Source organism: Rhodococcus sp. KRD162, from assembly GCF_017168335.1.
Lineage (GTDB): Bacteria > Actinomycetota > Actinomycetes > Mycobacteriales > Mycobacteriaceae > Rhodococcoides.
On sequence record NZ_JABFAU010000032.1, the window covers coordinates 1 to 17,294 of the forward strand.

12 protein-coding genes are annotated in these 17,294 nt (G+C 61.7%); 6 read left to right on the plus strand and 6 right to left on the minus strand.

The window, feature by feature from the left end; all coding sequences use genetic code 11:
• Positions 1-104 precede the first annotated feature (104 nt).
• Positions 105-317: a MerR family transcriptional regulator gene (locus tag J1M87_RS24285; protein ID WP_206492343.1), complete on the minus strand. Its 213-nt coding sequence runs from the start codon at positions 315-317 to the stop codon at positions 105-107.
• 184 nt (positions 318-501) lie between these two features.
• Between J1M87_RS24285 and J1M87_RS24290 the strand changes: the two genes are divergently transcribed.
• The 5 genes from J1M87_RS24290 to J1M87_RS24310 all read left to right on the plus strand — a co-directional run bounded on the left by J1M87_RS24290 (position 502) and on the right by J1M87_RS24310 (position 6,151).
• Entirely contained in the window at positions 502-1,164 is a 663-nt protein-coding gene (locus J1M87_RS24290; RefSeq protein ID WP_097388409.1) for a ParA family protein, read from the plus strand.
• A gap of 2 nt (positions 1,165-1,166) precedes the next feature.
• Positions 1,167-2,078, plus strand: coding sequence for a peptide transporter (locus J1M87_RS24295; protein WP_097388616.1), 912 nt, complete (start codon positions 1,167-1,169; stop codon positions 2,076-2,078).
• Positions 2,079-2,151: 73 nt separating this feature from the next.
• Positions 2,152-4,080: a hypothetical protein gene (locus tag J1M87_RS24300; RefSeq protein WP_206492344.1), complete on the plus strand. Its 1,929-nt coding sequence runs from the start codon at positions 2,152-2,154 to the stop codon at positions 4,078-4,080.
• Positions 4,081-4,082: 2 nt separating this feature from the next.
• Positions 4,083-4,910, plus strand: a complete 828-nt coding sequence (locus J1M87_RS24305; protein WP_206492345.1) for a hypothetical protein — start codon at positions 4,083-4,085, stop codon at positions 4,908-4,910.
• 374 nt (positions 4,911-5,284) lie between these two features.
• Positions 5,285-6,151, plus strand: a complete 867-nt coding sequence (locus tag J1M87_RS24310) for a hypothetical protein (protein ID WP_206492346.1) — start codon at positions 5,285-5,287, stop codon at positions 6,149-6,151.
• 71 nt (positions 6,152-6,222) lie between these two features.
• Here J1M87_RS24310 and J1M87_RS29340 read toward each other — a convergent pair whose 3' ends face one another.
• The 4 genes from J1M87_RS29340 to J1M87_RS24330 are packed head-to-tail and all read right to left on the minus strand — an operon-like array spanning position 6,223 to position 15,405.
• Positions 6,223-10,494 (minus strand): FtsK/SpoIIIE domain-containing protein, encoded by a 4,272-nt coding sequence (locus tag J1M87_RS29340; protein ID WP_206492347.1) that lies wholly within the window; start codon positions 10,492-10,494, stop codon positions 6,223-6,225.
• Positions 10,494-11,996 (minus strand): type VII secretion protein EccB, encoded by a 1,503-nt coding sequence (eccB, locus tag J1M87_RS24320; RefSeq protein WP_097388404.1) that lies wholly within the window; start codon positions 11,994-11,996, stop codon positions 10,494-10,496. Before eccB ends, J1M87_RS29340 begins: the two co-directional genes overlap by 1 nt.
• 30 nt (positions 11,997-12,026) lie before the next feature.
• Complete coding sequence (locus tag J1M87_RS24325) at positions 12,027-13,880, minus strand: AAA family ATPase (RefSeq protein ID WP_206492348.1); 1,854 nt, start codon at positions 13,878-13,880, stop codon at positions 12,027-12,029.
• Positions 13,881-13,896: 16 nt separating this feature from the next.
• Positions 13,897-15,405, minus strand: a complete 1,509-nt coding sequence (locus J1M87_RS24330; protein WP_206492349.1) for a hypothetical protein — start codon at positions 15,403-15,405, stop codon at positions 13,897-13,899.
• 49 nt (positions 15,406-15,454) lie between these two features.
• Here J1M87_RS24330 and J1M87_RS24335 point away from each other — a divergent pair, with 49 nt between their 5' ends.
• Entirely contained in the window at positions 15,455-16,411 is a 957-nt protein-coding gene (locus tag J1M87_RS24335) for a conjugal transfer protein (protein ID WP_206492350.1), read from the plus strand.
• On the opposite strand, the gene J1M87_RS24340 is transcribed toward J1M87_RS24335, so the two are convergent.
• Positions 16,408-17,100 carry a hypothetical protein gene (locus J1M87_RS24340; RefSeq protein WP_206492351.1) on the minus strand — a complete coding sequence of 231 codons (693 nt, stop codon included), beginning with the start codon at positions 17,098-17,100 and terminating at the stop codon, positions 16,408-16,410. The genes J1M87_RS24335 and J1M87_RS24340 overlap by 4 nt on opposite strands.
• Positions 17,101-17,294: the final 194 nt, after the last annotated feature.

Below are 17,294 nucleotides of genomic sequence, written 5' to 3' on the forward strand. Positions count from 1 at the left end.
GTTGTATGGTTCGTCTTGCTGAAGCGGTGTGTTGCCTTGGCGTCGTTGATGATTCGTTTTCGGTAGGAAAAGAGTTGCGTCACAGTGACGTTTCTCGGTAGGGGTTATGGACCTTTCGAGATCGTTGTTTCGGGCAGCTTTTTGGTCATACCTCGGTCGAGCATCCATTTGTCGATCGTTGCGTCTGTCCATCCTCTATGGGTTCCGATCGTGGCGTCATGTTCGGGGAGTAGGCCTTTGCGGGCGTATCCCTTGAGGGTGTTGACGGCGAGGTTTGTCTTGGCGGCGACGTCGCGAAGTGAGAGGTAGTGGATCACCTCTTGATCATAGAAGTGCACGGGGCTTGCAATGTAGACCCGATCGGGTCTACGCTGTGAACACGCGGGACGTAAATCGTGACCTGAAGGTCACAAATTACGTATCCTGTGACCACTGCGGAAACCAATTCGCAGGCCCGGTAGTAGTCCCGGTAACGGGATGAAATAGACGGAGGAAGAGAATATGGCTGTTTATGTCCTGCTCAATCAAAAGGGCGGCGTCGGCAAATCCACGCTGACAGTGAATCTCGCGGCTGTGACCGCCGAAGCCACACAGGAACCCGATACGGAGAATCAGTCCGTTCTCGCGGTCTCTGTGGACCCGCAGGGCTCGGCCACCTGGTGGTCGGAACGAGTGGACGATCTCCCGTTCGTGATCACGCAGGAAGACAATCCGGAGACACTTCGTGGATTGTCCGACCTGACCAATTTTTCCAGCATTTTCGTCGACACTCCCGGCTGGCTCGGAGCCGGTGGTGACGATCCCATGATCAAGGTTTTGATGGAAGCTGCTGACCTGGTGGTCATTCCGACGCTTCCGCAGCCTCTGGCCTTTGATCCGACTGCCCGAACTGTGGAGGTGGTCCAGTCGTACGGGATTCCCTACGTCGTCGTCATCAACGGCTGGGATCCCCGAGACGGCAAAGCATCCCTCACCGATACACAGAACCTCATCAAGGGGCAGGGCTGGCCACTGGCGAAGACCGTCATCCGCCAGTACCGCATCCACACCAACGCCGCCGCCGAAGGCCGGGTAGTCACCAGCTACCCCGACAACAAGATCAGCTTCAACGCGCGCAGTGACTTCCAGAAACTCGCACTCGAACTCGCGACGGGCCGGTGGTGACTGTGGCTACCAAGCGCACTAGTTTCGCCGATCTTGGTGGGGCGATCGGAAAGAATTCCCCCATTGGTGGCGCGAAGATTCGGGAAACGAACAAGCCCGTCACAGCAGGTGCCGAGGGTGTTTTCCTTGCGAATGTGCCGGTGGAGAAGCTCGCCGGGAATCCCCGCAATCCCCGCGACGAGCTCAAGAACCTCGAGGACCTCTCCAGCATCGTCGACGTTCAGCTGCAGCCCGGCTCCGCCGTCACTCGCGAGACATGGCTGAAGGTGTTCCCCGGTGACGACACCGAGATCGGTGAGGCCGAATACATTGTCGTAACCGGAAATCGGCGTCTCGCTGCAGCTCGGGAGTACGGCCGACCCGGCTTGGACGTGGTGGTTCGTGACTCGCTCGCCGCCAGCCCCGCATCGGTCCTGACTTCCGCGATGCTCGAAAACATCGCCCGCGAAGACTTCGACGTCATCGAAGAAGCGAAGGCCGTGGAGATGCTCGTCAAGGAGCTTTCCACGGCTGCAGCGGCTGCCACGATGCTCAAGAAAAGCACCGCTTGGGTATCGACGCGCCGCGCGCTGCTCAATCTCACCCCCGAGCTGCAGGAGAAGTTGCGGGCAGGGGAGTTGGGTGTCCGGGAGGCACGCGCGCTGGTGAAGGTTCCTCGCGAGGAGCAGGTCGCGGCATGGTTGGCGGAGTTGGAACGTAAGGAAGCTCCGCCGGTTCCGCCGGAAGATCCGAAGCCGAGCCCTTCGGATGCCGAGAAGAACGATGATGAGGATCGTCCCGAGGTGACTCCGGTCGACAAGATCGTCAAAGCGTTCAAGAACGCGAAGGCGGATCCGGAGACGGCGACAGCGGCTCTCGAAGAGTTCTTCGACCCCGCCGACCTGATTCAGATCAAGCACCTGATCAAGGGTTAATGAGTTTCTTTCAGTGGCTGCCAGGCGTTTTCGTCTGCCTGGCAGCCACTGTCGTCCCGAGAGGAGGTTGGACATGTCTGAAGTAGAAGGTCAGTTGTCGCTGTTCGGCGATGTCGACGAGTCTGTCGACGGTGGGCTCGTCGATCCCGCGACCACGCGACCCGCGTCGGGGGAAGCTGCCGATACGGCTGACGACAGGACTCCCGCTTCGTCTGTCGAGCCCGAAGCTGATCAGGACCCGCCCGTCGCCGACGCCGAGGAAACAGCCGCTGAATTGGCCGCTGAGCCCGCAAGTGCCGTTGAGGGTGGCGATGGCGGAGCTGACGTTGCCGAGCCGTCAGGCGAGGATGTAGAGCCCACTGCGGAGGCCTCGGAGGAAGCTCGCCCCGCGCTTCGTGCGTCGACAGCGGCCGATGATCACGCGATGATCCTCACCGACACCGGAAGCTACCTACCGTCAGGTGCGTACCTCGCCGGTCCCGTCGACGACATCAACAAGCTCACACGCCTGATCGACTGGATGATGAACCGAAAAGGCCTGGTGCCGAAGGGCAGTGCGCCGCAGGTGTGGCTGGTCGGCACAGGAATCCTGGAAAGCCTGGGATGGTACGTCGCCGCTGACGAGCTCGAATTCGAAACCCCCGCCGAAGCTCGTGCCATGGTGTTGGCGGAACTAGCACCGCGGATCCAGAACTCGATGGCGCCCTTGATGAGCCAGGGCTGGGAAATTCGCGGTGAACCCGGTGATCGCATCCACCTGACCCGCAACCTGGGCAACGGTCGCCGCATGGTCGATCTGATTCTCGAAGGCTATGCCTGGGCGATCTCCTCACGGGCAAAGGACCTCGGAATCCTCGGTACCGGTGACGATCTCCCCGAAGGCCCCATGGCTGAAGCCGCCGAGATCGGGCGCCGAATCGCGTGGAGCGTCGAGCATCTCGGCGTACTGCCAGGCCCGACCGCCACCCGCACCGCGGCCGACATCTTCGATCAGATCATGCAGAGCCGTCGCGGCAATACCTCACGGGGCCGGGGCAAGTCCTCCGACGCCGGGAAGACTCGCGGCGCGGTCATCGACACCGCCGGTCCGGTTCCGATGCTCGACGGGCAGCTGCACGGCGAGATCGAACCCCGCACCTGGTGGGCACGCACCCTCGACGCCGACGATCTCGCCGGTGTCGACCGGGTGATCTCGATCGACCAGCGGGCCTCGTACCTGGCCAGCGCCGGTTCGGATTCGTTCGGCTGGGGGAGACCCGACCATGTCGCCATCGGAGCGGATCGTCGTGCGCGGGAAGAGAAAACGCCGTACGGGCTGTGGCGGGTGACGTTGCCTGCCGGGAATTCGATCGCGTTGCCGGAGAAGCTGCCGTTGCCGCATCCGCACATGAAGTACGACAGCATCGTCACCACGTGGGTCACCAGCGTCAGTTTGGAGGCACTGACCTCACCTGTCGCCGACGGCGGCGCAGGTCTGGACCTCGACGACCTCGAGCTGGACGAGGCGTGGGTGTGGCCGAATCAGGGCCGCGCACTGGAAGCGTGGGCGACGCGGCTGCGTAAAGCCCGCGCTGTCGCCGTCGAGAGCGGCGACACGGTGATGAAAGGGCACGTCGGCAACATCTACAAGCGGTACATCGGCCGGATGCTCAACCCCGACCAGTGGCGGGCATCGAACAAGCAGCACCACCATCAGCCGGTGTGGCGGGCAACGATCATGGCGTCGTCACGTCAGCGTTCCCGCCGGGCCGCTATGGCGTTGGCGGACAAGACAGGTCGCTGGCCTTTCCAGGCGTTCGCGGACGCGCTCACCTACGTTGCGGGGCCGGACGACGAGCTGGCCGATATGTCGCCGTACCTGGGTAAGTTGGTGTTCGAGAAGGGCGCACCGCTGACGGAGAAGCAGATCTCCACATTGGCGAATGCCTCGGATGTGAATGTGTTGCGCACGTTGGTCGGAGAGATTCTCGGCGGCGACATCGACGAAGACGAGAGAGAGTAGCGATGGCCCAGATCAGGCCCCGCATCACCGGCCGCAAGAGCACGGGCGAGAAGCCTTCGAAGTTCCGCGACGCCAGTGGCGCGACCGTACAGATCGACCCGGTTGCAGCGAAAACACTGGCATCGTCGGTGGTTTCGTCGCCAGTCAAGCGTGTCTCACGGCTGACCGGCGACGTCTCGGTACCGGAACTGCGGACGCAGATCGGCTACGACGGCTTACGTGCAGCTGCTGTGGCCGCAGGCCGCAAGGAACCGTCGATGCGGACTTTGCAGCGTTGGGTGCAGCGCAACCACATTCCGCACGCAGCGGTGGAGGAAGGTGCTCAGCGCCGGGCGTCGGTGGAGCGTCTGGGCGGCGTCCAGGTCGTGGCCGCGATGCTGCAGCGTTCACCGTCGTCGGTGTATCGCTGGCAGTCGGGGAAGACGAATCGCCTGCGCGGTCCCGCTGGTGTCGAGATGGCGAACGCGAAGACGCTTGACGCGATGCGTGAGGCGAAGGCGTTCAATCCGGATGGGACGTTGCGCCGTGCGGAGGTGACTGTCACTGCGACGGTGGAGGTTCGGTACAACGGCCAAGAGGGCTACGAGCATCGGGACCGGAAATTGTTCCGATTCGCCGAGGACACCACCCCGATGTCGCCGACCGACTTGTGGGAGTTGGGGCATGCGTTGGCGCGCGGAGCGTTTGGTGATGCTGTGGGTGTGATCGAGCGTTTCGCGTCGACGGCGTACCCGGACAATCAGGCGTCGGGTGGGTTGTCGCAGTACGACGACGGGAACGGCTTCCATTTCGAGGAAGTGCATGACATCGACATCGTGTGGTTGCGCTAGCAACCGGCGAGGGTTGGTGGAGAACGGGGCGGCGCCATACGGCGGCGCCCCGTTTCTTGCTGCGTGGACCCGTTTGGGTGTCTGAGATCGCCGTGTGGCTGTCGAGTTGCGGTCTGAGAAGTCGACGGATGCCCTAGAGAGTCTGATTGGGGGAGCGGGACTCTCAGCGCCCGAGGGGGTGTGGCCAGGTCAGGTTCGTGGGCGGGCGGGTGCCCGCGGTTTCCGAGGCTGACACGACAGCGCCGCAACCCGATAAACTCACATCGGCAATTTGGTTGCAGGACAATAGTTTTAGAAAGATTCGATCCAATGCCGGCCCGGCCTTCTGCGGAATCACGCACTTCCCTTGCAACGGCATCGACGAGGAGAACACATTGACCGACCATCTGGACGATCCGGAGATCGTCGACGAGGACCCCGTGACGGCGCTCGCCAAGAAAATGCTGAACGACGCCTACGACTTTGACACCGCCTGGGACGAACTTCCCGAAAAACGAGCCCGCGCCCTGCTTTACGCCAAAGCGGCGCACGAGCACTTCTCCACCGTCATCGCCGCGCACGGGGGCCAGGCCTTCACAGCCGCCGACCTGGCCGATCTGCGAAACGTTCTCTGGGAAAACGACGGACACGCCAGCTCCCGCGCGCGCCTGCGTCGCCTTGTCCCGGCGATCGACGACGCGATCGTGGTACCCGACCCGGCGCTCACCCCGGTCGCCGCAGCTCTGGACACCGATACGCCCTGCCAGCACACGTGGGTGCACGCCGAGGTCCGATTTACGACGGAGAACGGGAACATCCGAGGCCCCTTCGACGGCGAGCAATGCACGTCGTGCCCGGCCGTCAGATACGGAGGTCAGGTGTTCGATCCGGCGCTGCCGGAACCGAAGTCCTGCACCGGCGGTCAACCGTTCCACTGGTCAGCGTTCGGTGCGAGGTATCCGGACACCGTCTGCGTCGACGGGCAGTGCGCCGACCTCGGCGCCGACTACTCGACGGCCGCGGGCATCGCGTGCCCGTTCTGCGATCCGTCCGGGTTCTTCGACTACCAGTTCGGCGGCGCGTACACCGAGCCGACGTGCGGGACGTGCGGGCTTCGCGGGATCGACCCGGCCGAGGTGACCTTCCACGACGGACCTGCGTTGACGTGCACGGTGTTTTGCTCGAGGTGTGCGTCGGAGCAGCCTGCGGCGATGCGTGAGTATCCACCCACCGACGCTCAGGCATCACTTACCTCCCGTTGAACGCTCGAACACACAACTGCGGCGCCCCACCTGGTGAAAGGTGGGGCGCCGCAGTCGTTGTGTGTCCGGGCTCAGGACTCCTGGGCTGGGGGATCGAACGGGGGATGGAACGAGGTCTGCACGATCGGGTGCCCGTTATTCGAACTGGGCGAGTACAGCTGCCCCAGGCCTGGTCGGCGGCGAGCGAACATGATCTTGCCGTCCGCTGAACTGTACGAACCTGCAACGGGCTCGGTGGAGGTGCCCGACAGAAGCAGGATGTCAGCATTCGACGAGATCAGCGCCTTGTAGAACGCCGACCCGTTGCGGCGGGTCATGTACTGGTTCGTGGTCTCCGTCGCGAAGACCTGCAGGCCCATACTCATGCCCAACGCCTGCTGCGCGGCGATAGCGGTGTTCAGCGCGTCCGTCGGCGCGGCGTCCCAGGATCCGGTCGACGTCAATGTCGTTGCCGGGTCGATGAACACGAAGATCTTCGGGCCGGTGTACCAGGTGCCCTCGGCGATCTCCTGCGGTCCGACGACTTCGAGATCGGGCTGACGCTTGGCGATGATTTCCGCGATGTCTTCGGCGGCTTCCTGGATGCGGGCGGGCTGGTTTTCGTACCGGGCGAGCATGCCGAAGGCGCTGATCATCGCGGATTCGTTCATCATCGTGAAGCCCGGATCGAAGAGGTAGATCTGTGCTTCGGCGGGTGTGTACTGCTCGATGATGCTGCGCAGCAACGACCGGACCACTGTGGTCTTGCCGGATCCGGGGTCGCCGACGATCATCATGTGTGATTTCTTGCGTCCGTCGTCGGTGGGCAGCGTGACCAAGCTCAGATCGTCTGCGGCGGCGCCGAGCGGCAACCCGCGCGGATCGCCCACCGCGAGGGCGTGCTGGTAGATCGGCCACACAGTGGCCCATTCGAGCTGATGAGGGACCGTGATGATCTTCGGTGCCCTGACCTCCATCTCTCCGCCGTCGTCGGTGGGAATCACGTACTGCGAAGCGAGACGTTCACCGAGAGCGCGGATTCCGTCTCCGTAGTCAGCTTTCGGGTCGTATGCGATCGGATCACTGCCGGGGATCGGTTCGATCGGGTCGAGCTGCGGGACGTAGATACGTGCGTGGTAGCCGACTGTGGGTTCGAGTACTCGTCCCGGCTGCCCGTCGGGGATCGTCGCGTACTTGGAGCGGATGTCGCGATCCCTGATGGCGGTGGTGAACTCGTTCGGGTTCGCCGACGGGTGCAGGATCCACAGTGCGAACTGGTTGTAGAAGGTGATCTTGTTCGACTCCATCTCACCGGCGATGACGAGGTGGATGCCGCGTGAGCCGCCGGAGGCAGCGATCTTGGTGAGCGCTGCGGTCCGCTGGTTGGCGATCGTGCCGCCGATACCTTCCTGCCGGACGTCGAGGAGATCGTTGACACCGTCGATGACCAGGAACATTTCGCCGTAGTGATCACCGGGAACTGGTTCGTCGATCTTCGATGCGGCGTAGGCGGCGTAGTTCGCGACGCGGCGACGTTCGAACTCGTCGGTGCGGAGGGAAACAATGCGGGTGAACTCGGCGATGATGCGGTCGATCATCTCGTCGTCGTTGATCGAGGCGCGGCCACCGACGTTCGGGTAGTTCTCCATTTCCTGCAGCTTCGTGCCGCTGTCGATGAGATAGAACTGCACCTGCGTCGGCGCGTATGTCTGTGCGGCAGAAGCGATGATCGTCTGCAGGGTCGTCGACTTTCCGGTGCCGCGAGCACCGACGACACGGATGTGTGCACCTGCTCCTTCTGGTCGGATCGTGTACGGCACCCGCTGGTGGTTGTACGGGTCGTCGAGATCGCCGATGCGGATCCGCAAGCCACTGTTGTCGGCGATGGGGAGCGTGGCGCCGTGGAAGCTGATCGGTGCAGTCAGGGTGGGCTGCCAGAGCGTTCTCGGCTGGATGTCCTGGTACTGGATGAGGGCCTCGAGCAGAGCTTGGCGTTCTTCGGCGTAGTGGTCGGGGTTGACGACGGGTTCGTCGACGGTGACGACGGTGCCGTCGGTGTCGATGACTGTGGTGGTGGTGCTGATGGAGTTGAACGGGATCACGTCGTTGTCGGTGCCGGTGGTTTCGTCAACGTCGGCTCCGGAGACGCCGATGTCCACAGTCGGTGCCGCAGAGGGAATGTACGGGGCGTCGACCGGGAACCCCTGGATCAATGCCAGGCCGGAGTCTTTGCCGCTGCGCCGCAAATAGGCGTGTCCCTGGCCGCTTTGGAGGTTGATCGCGGCGTCGCTGCCGATCACGAACCGTGAGGCCGTGGAGCTGTTGACCGCGAGGCTGGTTCCGAAGGTGAGGTTGTTCTGGATGTCACCGACAACGGTCTGGTCGATGAACTGCGAGGCGAGCATCAGGTGAACCCCCATGGAGCGGCCGACCTTGGTGATCTTGGAGAACAGTTTGAGGAAGTCACGGTTGTCGACGATGAATTCACCGAACTCGTCGATGATGACGAACAATTCCGGCAGCGGAGGCAGCTCCGGGTCCTTCGCACGCTTTTTGACGTATTCGAGGATGCCGGGAACCTTGTGCTGGTCGAAGAATTCCTGACGCTTGTTCAGCTCACCGCGAATGACGATGTCCGCGCGTAGGAGGACGTCGAGGTCCCTCTCCAAGTTCGTGATGTTCGCGAGCACGTGCGGCAACTTTTCGAACCCCATGAACGTCGCGCCGCCCTTGAAGTCCATGAGGATGAACGTGACCTGGTCGGGGGAGTACTTCGCTGCGAGTGAGAGCACCATCGGCTGCAGGAGGAACGATTTGCCGGTACCGGTGGCGCCCTGCATCGACCCGTGCGGGCCGGATCCGCCGACCGAGGACTCCGACAGGTTCAGATCTGCCAGCAGACCTGTAGGGAGCAGCGATGTTTCGTCGAGGATGTCGCCGATGGGGATGGTGCGTTCACGGTCGGTGGCGGTGCGCTTCCAGAACTCGTATGCATCGAAGGATTCGAGATCGTTGATACCGAGAGCCTTCAGATACGGGGTGCGGCCGGTCGAGACCGGTGCGGTGTCGACGACTCCGGGCAGGACGACGGCACGGCCGGTGCGGTAGCCGCTCATCTTGCGGGCGAAGGCATCGAATTCGGCGGTGCTCATTTCGTCGGCGGTGATCAGTGCCGGTTCCAGTGGTGTGGAGAGCTTGCCGTCCGCGTCGAGAGTCAACGCGGAATCTTCCGCGAAGGGGATCTCGTTGACTCCGGCCCGCACGACGAACAAGGTGATGCCGTCGATTCCGCTGACGCCGAACAGTTCCGGCAGTCGGACCTCCGCGTCGGGGAGATCGATGAGCACGATCATGTGCGCGTAGGGGAGTTCCTCGTTGGTGGTCGAGGAGGCGTTGTCGCGAAACGCCGGTCGTTCGGTGACGGACTCGGGGAGATCGTTCACGAATTCGGCGAGGCTGCGGTAGATCCGGCGTGCCGAACCGTCGGGTGTCATTCGTGTCGGGTCGTTGGCGTGGGGGAGCCACTTGAATGCCGACCAGTCCGCGCCGTCGGGGTCGTCGGTGATCAACACCAATTCGAGGCGGTCGGGGGAGTGGTTGAACGCCAGGGAGGCGATCATGGCCCGCACGAGGGGAAGAACACGCGCGTCGGCGCCTTCGAACGAATGGAACGGACTGCGCCCCAGGTGATATGCGATCGGGAAGCCGGGCACGAAACGTTGGGTGCGGTGGAATCCGCGGTACGCGCCCAATGTGACGGGTTCGATCTGTTCCGCGACGGCCAATTCCTTGGTCATGATCAGCGGTTCGAGTTCGACGGTGCCGCGGCCGATTCGCGCGGCGAGATAAGGGCGGTACGCCTTTTCGTCCTCGGTGCCTTCCTTGGTGACGAAACCGCCCGGGTTTTTCGCCCAGACCGCCCACATCGACTGAAAGTTTCTGTCGTCGGACCCGATGAGTTGTGTCAAGCGTGCGGGCTGCGGAAACGACATTTCCTGTGCCGTGAACATCGCTTCACCGTTGCGATGCGCAAGTGTGCGCCGCTCACGAATGTCGAGGAAGTAGTTCCGGCGATCAGCGTTGAGTTCGCTGGTTCCGCCGCCACCGCCGCCGCCGAGCATCGAAACCAGGCCCATGAGCATCATCATCGGCATCATCAGCATGTAAATGCTGAACGATCCGGACTGGGTGACCATCAGACCGACGAAGCCGAGCATCATCGCGATCATCAGGAACGGCAGGATTCGCTGCAGAATCGGCCCCTTGGTGCCCTCAGGCTGGGGCAGCGGATCGGGGAGTTCTACGGTGTGATTCCCGAGCTTCGGAGCGATGGGGGGCCGGGATCTAAATTCTCGTTGCGCCACTACTTCAATCCTTCAACATTTGTGATCGGATTCTTTGCCATTTCCACGGGTATTTGTTCGTGGATAACGCTAGCGGAATTCGGCGAAAGGTTGGCGCCTTCTGGAAGCAGCCGGAGAACGGACCACGGCACCAATTGTGTAGCCGCATCACCGAGCCCCAATTTGGTGAGAGTGTCGCCCGGTGAGCTACCGGAATCACCGGTAATCGCATAGCGGACACCGTTGTCGCCGACCCACCACAGCTGCTCACGAGCCAGTGAACCGTCGCTTTCGCCGGTCACCTGAACCAGCCACCCGCGACCGGGATCGGTGTAGAAGAAATCAGCCTGCGGGCTCTGATCAGTGCCCGGAAGCAACGCGACAACGCGATCGCGTGCCTCGGATTTCAGCGGCACCGAATTGAGTGCGAACAGGGAGGAGTCGGCAGCGGCCTGACCGTGACGGGACCAGTCGAAGCACACCGTGTCCTTCTGCACGAGAGTCGGGCGCTGAGCGGGCCAGTGATCCATGTCCGCGCCGACGACGTGCGGGGCTGCGGCGATTTGGGCAGCGGAGACGTTGTCGACGAATTTGGAACCGTTGTTGATCATCACCTGGGCGGTGAACGAGCCGATGGGCTGCACACCGTTGTCGAAGACCAGGTACATCGAATCGCCGTCGATGCCGGTGGACGAGAGAACGGCACCGACCTGATACTGCGGAACAGCGGTCGATGTCTGACCCTGGCGCAGCAGACGCGGCGCCCGCATCGCTTCGCGGACTGGGACAGCGTCGAGGAAAGCAGCAGACACCGGTGTGGCCTTGTCGAGCATGTCCTGATCGACCTGCAACGCCGAGGTCAGTGCCTTCTCCGACATGCTGATCTCACTGCGCATGCCGTTGTAGAGCAGCCACGTCTTCTTGGTGTTTCCGTCGCGCTCGCTGACCAGGATCGCTTCGGAATCACTGATCGGTTCCTGCGCGGGAACGATTTCCGGATCACCGGCAATGAGCAGGGTCCGCGTCGAGATATTCGGAGTCAGATCCAATGACGTCGCCGAGTTGTATTGCGTGCACACCGCCCACCGTGAGGTGTCGTCCGTGCGCGGAATCATTTCGTCCGGCGCACCGGGAATACCCATCAACAATCCGCGTGGATACTTTTCTAGTTCCGCGTCCTTGACGGTTTTGATCGCGTCGGCTTTACCGACGATGAGCCGTGCGGACGACAGGTTCGTCACCGGATGCAGAGCGCCGTTGTACATGACGTACCTGCCGCCGGACTGAGTCGCGACGATCGACGCCTCACCGCGGGTGGGCTGGGGTTTGATCAACCCCATCACGAACCCGGCGGCTAGAACGAGTCCGGCGAGACCGAAGCCGAGGATCACCGCTGTCGTCTGCATCGAGAACGGCGACGACAACAGCCGGGTGTCACGGCGCGTGAATGCCTGTTCGATTCGGCGGACCAGCATCCGGTATCCGGAGATCTGTGTCTTTGTTGTCAGAAAGCGTGGAGCCATCGCACTATTTCCCCAGTCTCGGCGGTCGAATCAACGGAGATTCTTCCTGATTTCAGCGATCGCCGATTCGACGTCACTTGCGATCAATGTTTGCATTTCTTCGGAGCTGAGTCGACCCAACTCTTGCGCACCAAAGAAGCGTGAGTTTTTGTATCCCTCCGCCTTTTCGATGATGTTTCGAGCGAAGCGACCGTTGCCTGCTTTGTCGATCAGTTTCTTCCGTTTGTCATCGGTCACGCCGACCATGTCTCGAACCGCGTCGACGATGGATGCTTTGGCGGCGGCGTCGAGGATCAGACTGCGACCGGTGGCGATGACCTCGGCGATGTCGGCGATTTCTTCGGGGGAGTACGTCTCGAACGTGATCGTGGTGTTGAACCGAGATGTCAGACCGTCGTTCGTGCTGAGGAACTGTTTCAGTTCCTTTTCGTATCCCGCGATGATGACGACCAGATCGTCTCGGTTGTCCTCCATCGCTTTGAGGAGCGCGTCGACGGCTTCCTGGCCCAATGCGTCCATCTGGCCGTCGCCCGTGGACTGCACCAAGTTGTAGGCCTCGTCGATGAACAGGACTCCGCCGAGCGCCTTGTCGATCATTGCCTGAGTTTTCGGTCCCGATTGGCCCCGGTATTCGGCGACGAGATCCTGGCGTGAGACCTCGACGATGTGCGGCAGTCGGCACACACCGGTGCCGCCGAAGATGTCGGTGACAACGCGGGCGATGGTGGTCTTGCCGGTGCCGGGAGGGCCGACGAACATCAGGTGGTTCGTGCGTTCTGCGACGGCGAGGTTGCGCTTTTTGAACTCTTCGTTGATCCGCAACGTGTTCTCGAGGGTCGCAATCTGCGCTTTGACGTTCGCCATACCGATTTGCCGCGCCAGTTCCGCCTTGCCCTTGGCCAGCAGATCCGAACGATGCGTATCCAGTTCCGTCCGCTGTTCCATTTCCAGCGACGGTTCGGTGCTGACGTCCCAATAGCTTTCGCGTCGAGAAATCAAGTCCGCATTGGTGATCCGTAGGTATTCGGTGCGGTCTCCCTGGACGCGGAGGAGTTCGTCCGAACGCGACAATGCCACACCCATCGCGAAGTGTTGCTGCGCGGTTTTCTCGTCGCCGTTCGTGCGCGCGATCATTCCGAGCATCCGATGGGCTTCGCCGGATACGGCAGTGAAGCGCGATTTGGTGAGGGTGTCGAACACCTCTTTCGAGTTGTCACTGTTACCCAGGTGCGTCTGCGCGGTGTGCAGGAGCAGGTATGCCAATTCGTGGAACAACACATTCGGGACCGCGGCGCCTTGGGGGTCAACAGCAGTCGCGCCGTATTCGTCGACGATGGCGGCATTGCGCAGCGGTTCGATCGCCGCGATCAGATCCATCCATCGGGAGGTGCGGTAGTACAGCGCGGCACGCATCAAGTGCACACTCGGCTTGTCTCCGGCTCCGTCGAGCGCTTTCAACGCGCGGTCGTACAGGCCCCCGTTCATGTAGCTCGCTGCTGCCGCAGCGCACAGGTTGTCCACGAAGTGGATGGGGATGTCGACGCCGAAAAACTTGGTCTGATAAATGCATTCGGGTTCCGGGGTAGTGAATTTTCGTTCCCGCAGTTGAACGTTGTATTCGCGGGATTCGTGCTGGAACGCTTTGTACGTCAAATCTCCGAACGACTTGCGTGTCAGGTAGATCGCCTGAATTTGTTCGTCGGTCGCGATGCGGCCCGTCGAGCACGCTGCAAGTCCGCGGAAGGTGTCGCATTCGAGTGTCTTCTCACTGATTGCGTACACGAAGTGTTCGCGGGCGGCGGTGGAGTTCCCTTCGAAGAGAAATCGCAATGCCTGATAGTGGGTTTCGACGAGCTGCTTTTCGTCCATTGTCGTGTTCATCATGTGGTCCTAGTTCTCGTCAGGGCTGGTGGCCTGTGATGCGGATGAGTGAGATGGCGAAAGAGTCGTCCTTCGCTCCGGTTGCTGCACCGAACCCTCGATTGACGGCGCCGGTCGGCTCGGCGGTCGCCATGATCGTGAGGGTGATTTTCTGCGTCTTCACTTCGGGGATCGGCATGTTCGACCCGGTACGTGAGGGGTTGATTTCCTGGATGAACCGTTGATTGCCGATCGACCACTGCACACGAGAGACAGTGCGATGTTCGACCCAGCGATCGATGCCTGACGGTTCGATGTAGTCGAAGCCCGGCGTCAGGAACACGTCGGAGATGACGACTGCGTACGGGAACGTGATCTCCATGACCGCCCCGTCGATTCCGAGAGCCCGCTTGCAGATCCACGCCTGAGACTTGTCGGCGGTGAACGCGAAACGGGCGTCTGTCGAGCCTTCGGGGCATTTCGCGGAGACCGCGCTCGGGGCGAGTACTCCGACGGCGCTCTCGGGGACAGGGATCGCCGTTGCGGCACCCGTTGTCGTGGCTGGGGCACCTGCGTCCGGGCTGGCTGCGGCGACTGGGGGCGGCGGCGCTTTCTCGTCCGGGGTGCAGGAATTGACGCCGACGAGAATCCCGACCAACACCGCGGCGGGCGCCAGGAACTTGACGGCTTTGCGGCGCCCGGGAGACATCGTCGTAAATCGCTCACGCAGCGCGCCGAGTACGCCGCTCGGCGCGCTCGCCTTTTCCGTGCGAGCGCCCCGCAGTGGTATCGGCGGTGGCGCTGCCGGAGCCGCAGCGGTGTCGATCGTCGGGATCGCCGCAGTGTCGTCGGACGTGGAGGCCGAGTTGTGCGCCGCGGCGTACGGATCGTTGTGAACGCGCGGCGCGGACGCCGGGGGCGCAGAAGCGAGCGATGACGGGGGAGGTGTAGCAGCGGTGTGGGAATCGTTGTCGACGGAGCCGTACTCGTTGCCGTAGAAGTCGTTCGACGGTGGCGCGCTCGGCCTGCGTGCGAGCAAGTCCCGAAATCCTGCACTCAACTGAAGACCGGGATCAACCGACTCTGCGTTTCGATCCAAGGCCGAGGAGAGCGTCGGCAGGTAGTTGTCCGGAACCGGATTCGCTGCAGACTCCTCGTCAGCGCCGGAATTTTCGGGTGGGGGTGGCGTGGTTGTGTCAGCGGGTTCGGGGGCGCCGACGTCGACGCGGGCGCCGTCATCGACCGTGGATTGTGTGTCGCCGACGACATCCTCGTCGTCCCACGTCGGTAGATGCTGAACGTCCTCGTCGGCGTCGTCGTCGCCGCCGACTTCGTGATGCATCGATCGTTTCGGAGTGCGCACCACCGGCTCGTCCGGAACCTCGAGCGGGCGCCGGGTATGTCCGGGGGTGAGGGCGTCGTCGAGGTCCGCCATCCACTTGTCGGCATCGAGTTCATCGATCGGTGTACTCGCAAAAGCAGCGAGTGCATCGTCGATTTTATTGACGTTGATGGAGCGACGTTCGTCGTCGCTCAAAGGCCTACTCATGGACTGTTCCTTCCCCACGGAGATCGCCGATAAAAAGTATCATTGGTTCATGTCAATTATCGACCGCATCCGGATCGCTGTTCCCGTCGCATTCAAGCGTGTTAAATCCGCTCCGTCTGGGATGTTTACCGAGGCGTCTCTGTTGCGGACGATCAAACGAAATACGTTCATCGGTTACGCCACAGTTGTCGCGGTTCTTGTTCTATTTCTGATGGTCGTCTTGAAGCCGACTCCGCAGATTCCGGACACCACCCGTGAGTTCACCACGATGCAGCGAGTGCAGTTCTTCTCGACGAATTTTCTGACGGTCTGGCTCACTGGAACCGAACGTGACGCACCGACGGTCAAACAAATGGTCAGTGACACCTCTGCGCTGCCTACGAAGTGGGGTACGGAGCCGGTCGAGATTTCCGACGTCAGCGTCGCGGACCTCACGCGATCCGACCCCGGTGGTGTGGGAACCGAGTGGTGGGTCAAGCTCGGCGTGACGATTGTTCCCCCGAACAACGGCACTTCTCAGCGGCTCTATTATCTGGTAACCGTCATCGAGCAGGATGAGGCGTTGCGGGCGTTGACGATGCCTCGGTTGGTTGATCATTCTCGGCCGGGTGTCGACTTGTCGCCGAATTTCGATTCCAACGTGTCGGTGACGTCGAGCCTCGGAACGACAGTGAATTCGTTCGCGCAGGCGTATTTCACAGCAGGAGAAGGAACGCTCGGTCGATTCGTGTCGTCATCATTCACCGGTGCGCCGATTCCGAATTCTCCGTATTCGTCGGCGGACGCGCTTGTTGTCCGAACCAAGGGAAGCGTGAACGTCGATCAGTATGAGGTCGGAGCTGCGCTGAAGATTCTGGTCACCGTCCGGGCGGGATTTTCGCTCACGACATTTCACACGATGGATGTACCGATGACAGTGCACCGAACGGACAACGGAACATGGCAGATCGATTCCGTCGACAGTGTGGTGGAAGTGTCGAAAAACCAGCTCGTCCCCGGCAACTAAGTCGACTGGGATGAAATTTGCTCGGTGAGTAGCCGCGCCGTCACATTGAAAGTTTCCGCGGCCTCCACCAACTGGTTGAGCATTATCGGGGAGAGGTCGATGCCGTGCCGTTCGATGTTCTCTTCGAATTCGGTGACCATCTTTTTACCCATGCCGGTCGTGAGCAGATTCGTTCCGTGCACGAACGCCAATGACGTCGCATACGTAGGCAACGTCCGCTCACCTTCTGTAGGAACGAAATTGTTGAGGTCCAACACCGCAGCCTCATGGCCCTGATAAAAACCGTCCACCATTTTCACCGAGTCGGTCCCATCGATCACCTGGACCGGCTCGGTGGGGTGCCCATGTTCGACGACGACTGTCACATGCTTGATGGAGTCGACGGGCAGCGTGCTCACCGAGACATCAATCGCGGGCGCTTTCGATGTGTCGTTGTAGGTCGCCGCCCACCGAATCCGATCCTTTGTCAACCGCACCGTGCCCGATGACGGCGCGGCAACCCAGAGAACACATGACGGACGCGCAGCCAAAGTCCAGAACGCGGGCGCCCGAACATCCGAATTGATCCACACCGTCGATGCGTCGTCGAGGAACCCTTTGCCGTATAGCCGCGCCACTCGCTCCATGTTTCGGGCGAGGTTCATCGACGTGCCTTGTGGCGACGACATATAGAGGCGCATGAACGTCATCATAGACACTGTGAACGGCTTGAGATTGCACTTCTTCGGCAACCCGTTACACAACTCTTCTCTAATTGTTCTGGCAGTCGCGCCCTATTAGCGAGCAGCATTGTCCGAGTGGCGACACGCTATTTCGGCGTCGGCTTCGTTGGCGAGATGCATGGCGATGGCCTCTGACCTCGAAAAATAGGCCCATGGCGGCG

Excerpts from the sequence above, each read along its gene's own strand:
- J1M87_RS24340 (WP_206492351.1), bottom strand. The coding sequence starts at position 17,100 with ATGACGTTCATGCGCCTCTATATGTCGTCGCCACAAGGCACGTCGATG.
- J1M87_RS24335 (WP_206492350.1), top strand. The coding sequence starts at position 15,455 with ATGTCAATTATCGACCGCATCCGGATCGCTGTTCCCGTCGCATTCAAG.
- J1M87_RS24330 (WP_206492349.1), bottom strand. The coding sequence starts at position 15,405 with ATGAGTAGGCCTTTGAGCGACGACGAACGTCGCTCCATCAACGTCAAT.
- J1M87_RS24305 (WP_206492345.1), top strand. The coding sequence starts at position 4,083 with ATGGCCCAGATCAGGCCCCGCATCACCGGCCGCAAGAGCACGGGCGAG.
- J1M87_RS24290 (WP_097388409.1), top strand. The coding sequence starts at position 502 with ATGGCTGTTTATGTCCTGCTCAATCAAAAGGGCGGCGTCGGCAAATCC.
- eccB (WP_097388404.1), bottom strand. The coding sequence starts at position 11,996 with ATGGCTCCACGCTTTCTGACAACAAAGACACAGATCTCCGGATACCGG.
- J1M87_RS24325 (WP_206492348.1), bottom strand. The coding sequence starts at position 13,880 with ATGATGAACACGACAATGGACGAAAAGCAGCTCGTCGAAACCCACTAT.
- J1M87_RS24300 (WP_206492344.1), top strand. The coding sequence starts at position 2,152 with ATGTCTGAAGTAGAAGGTCAGTTGTCGCTGTTCGGCGATGTCGACGAG.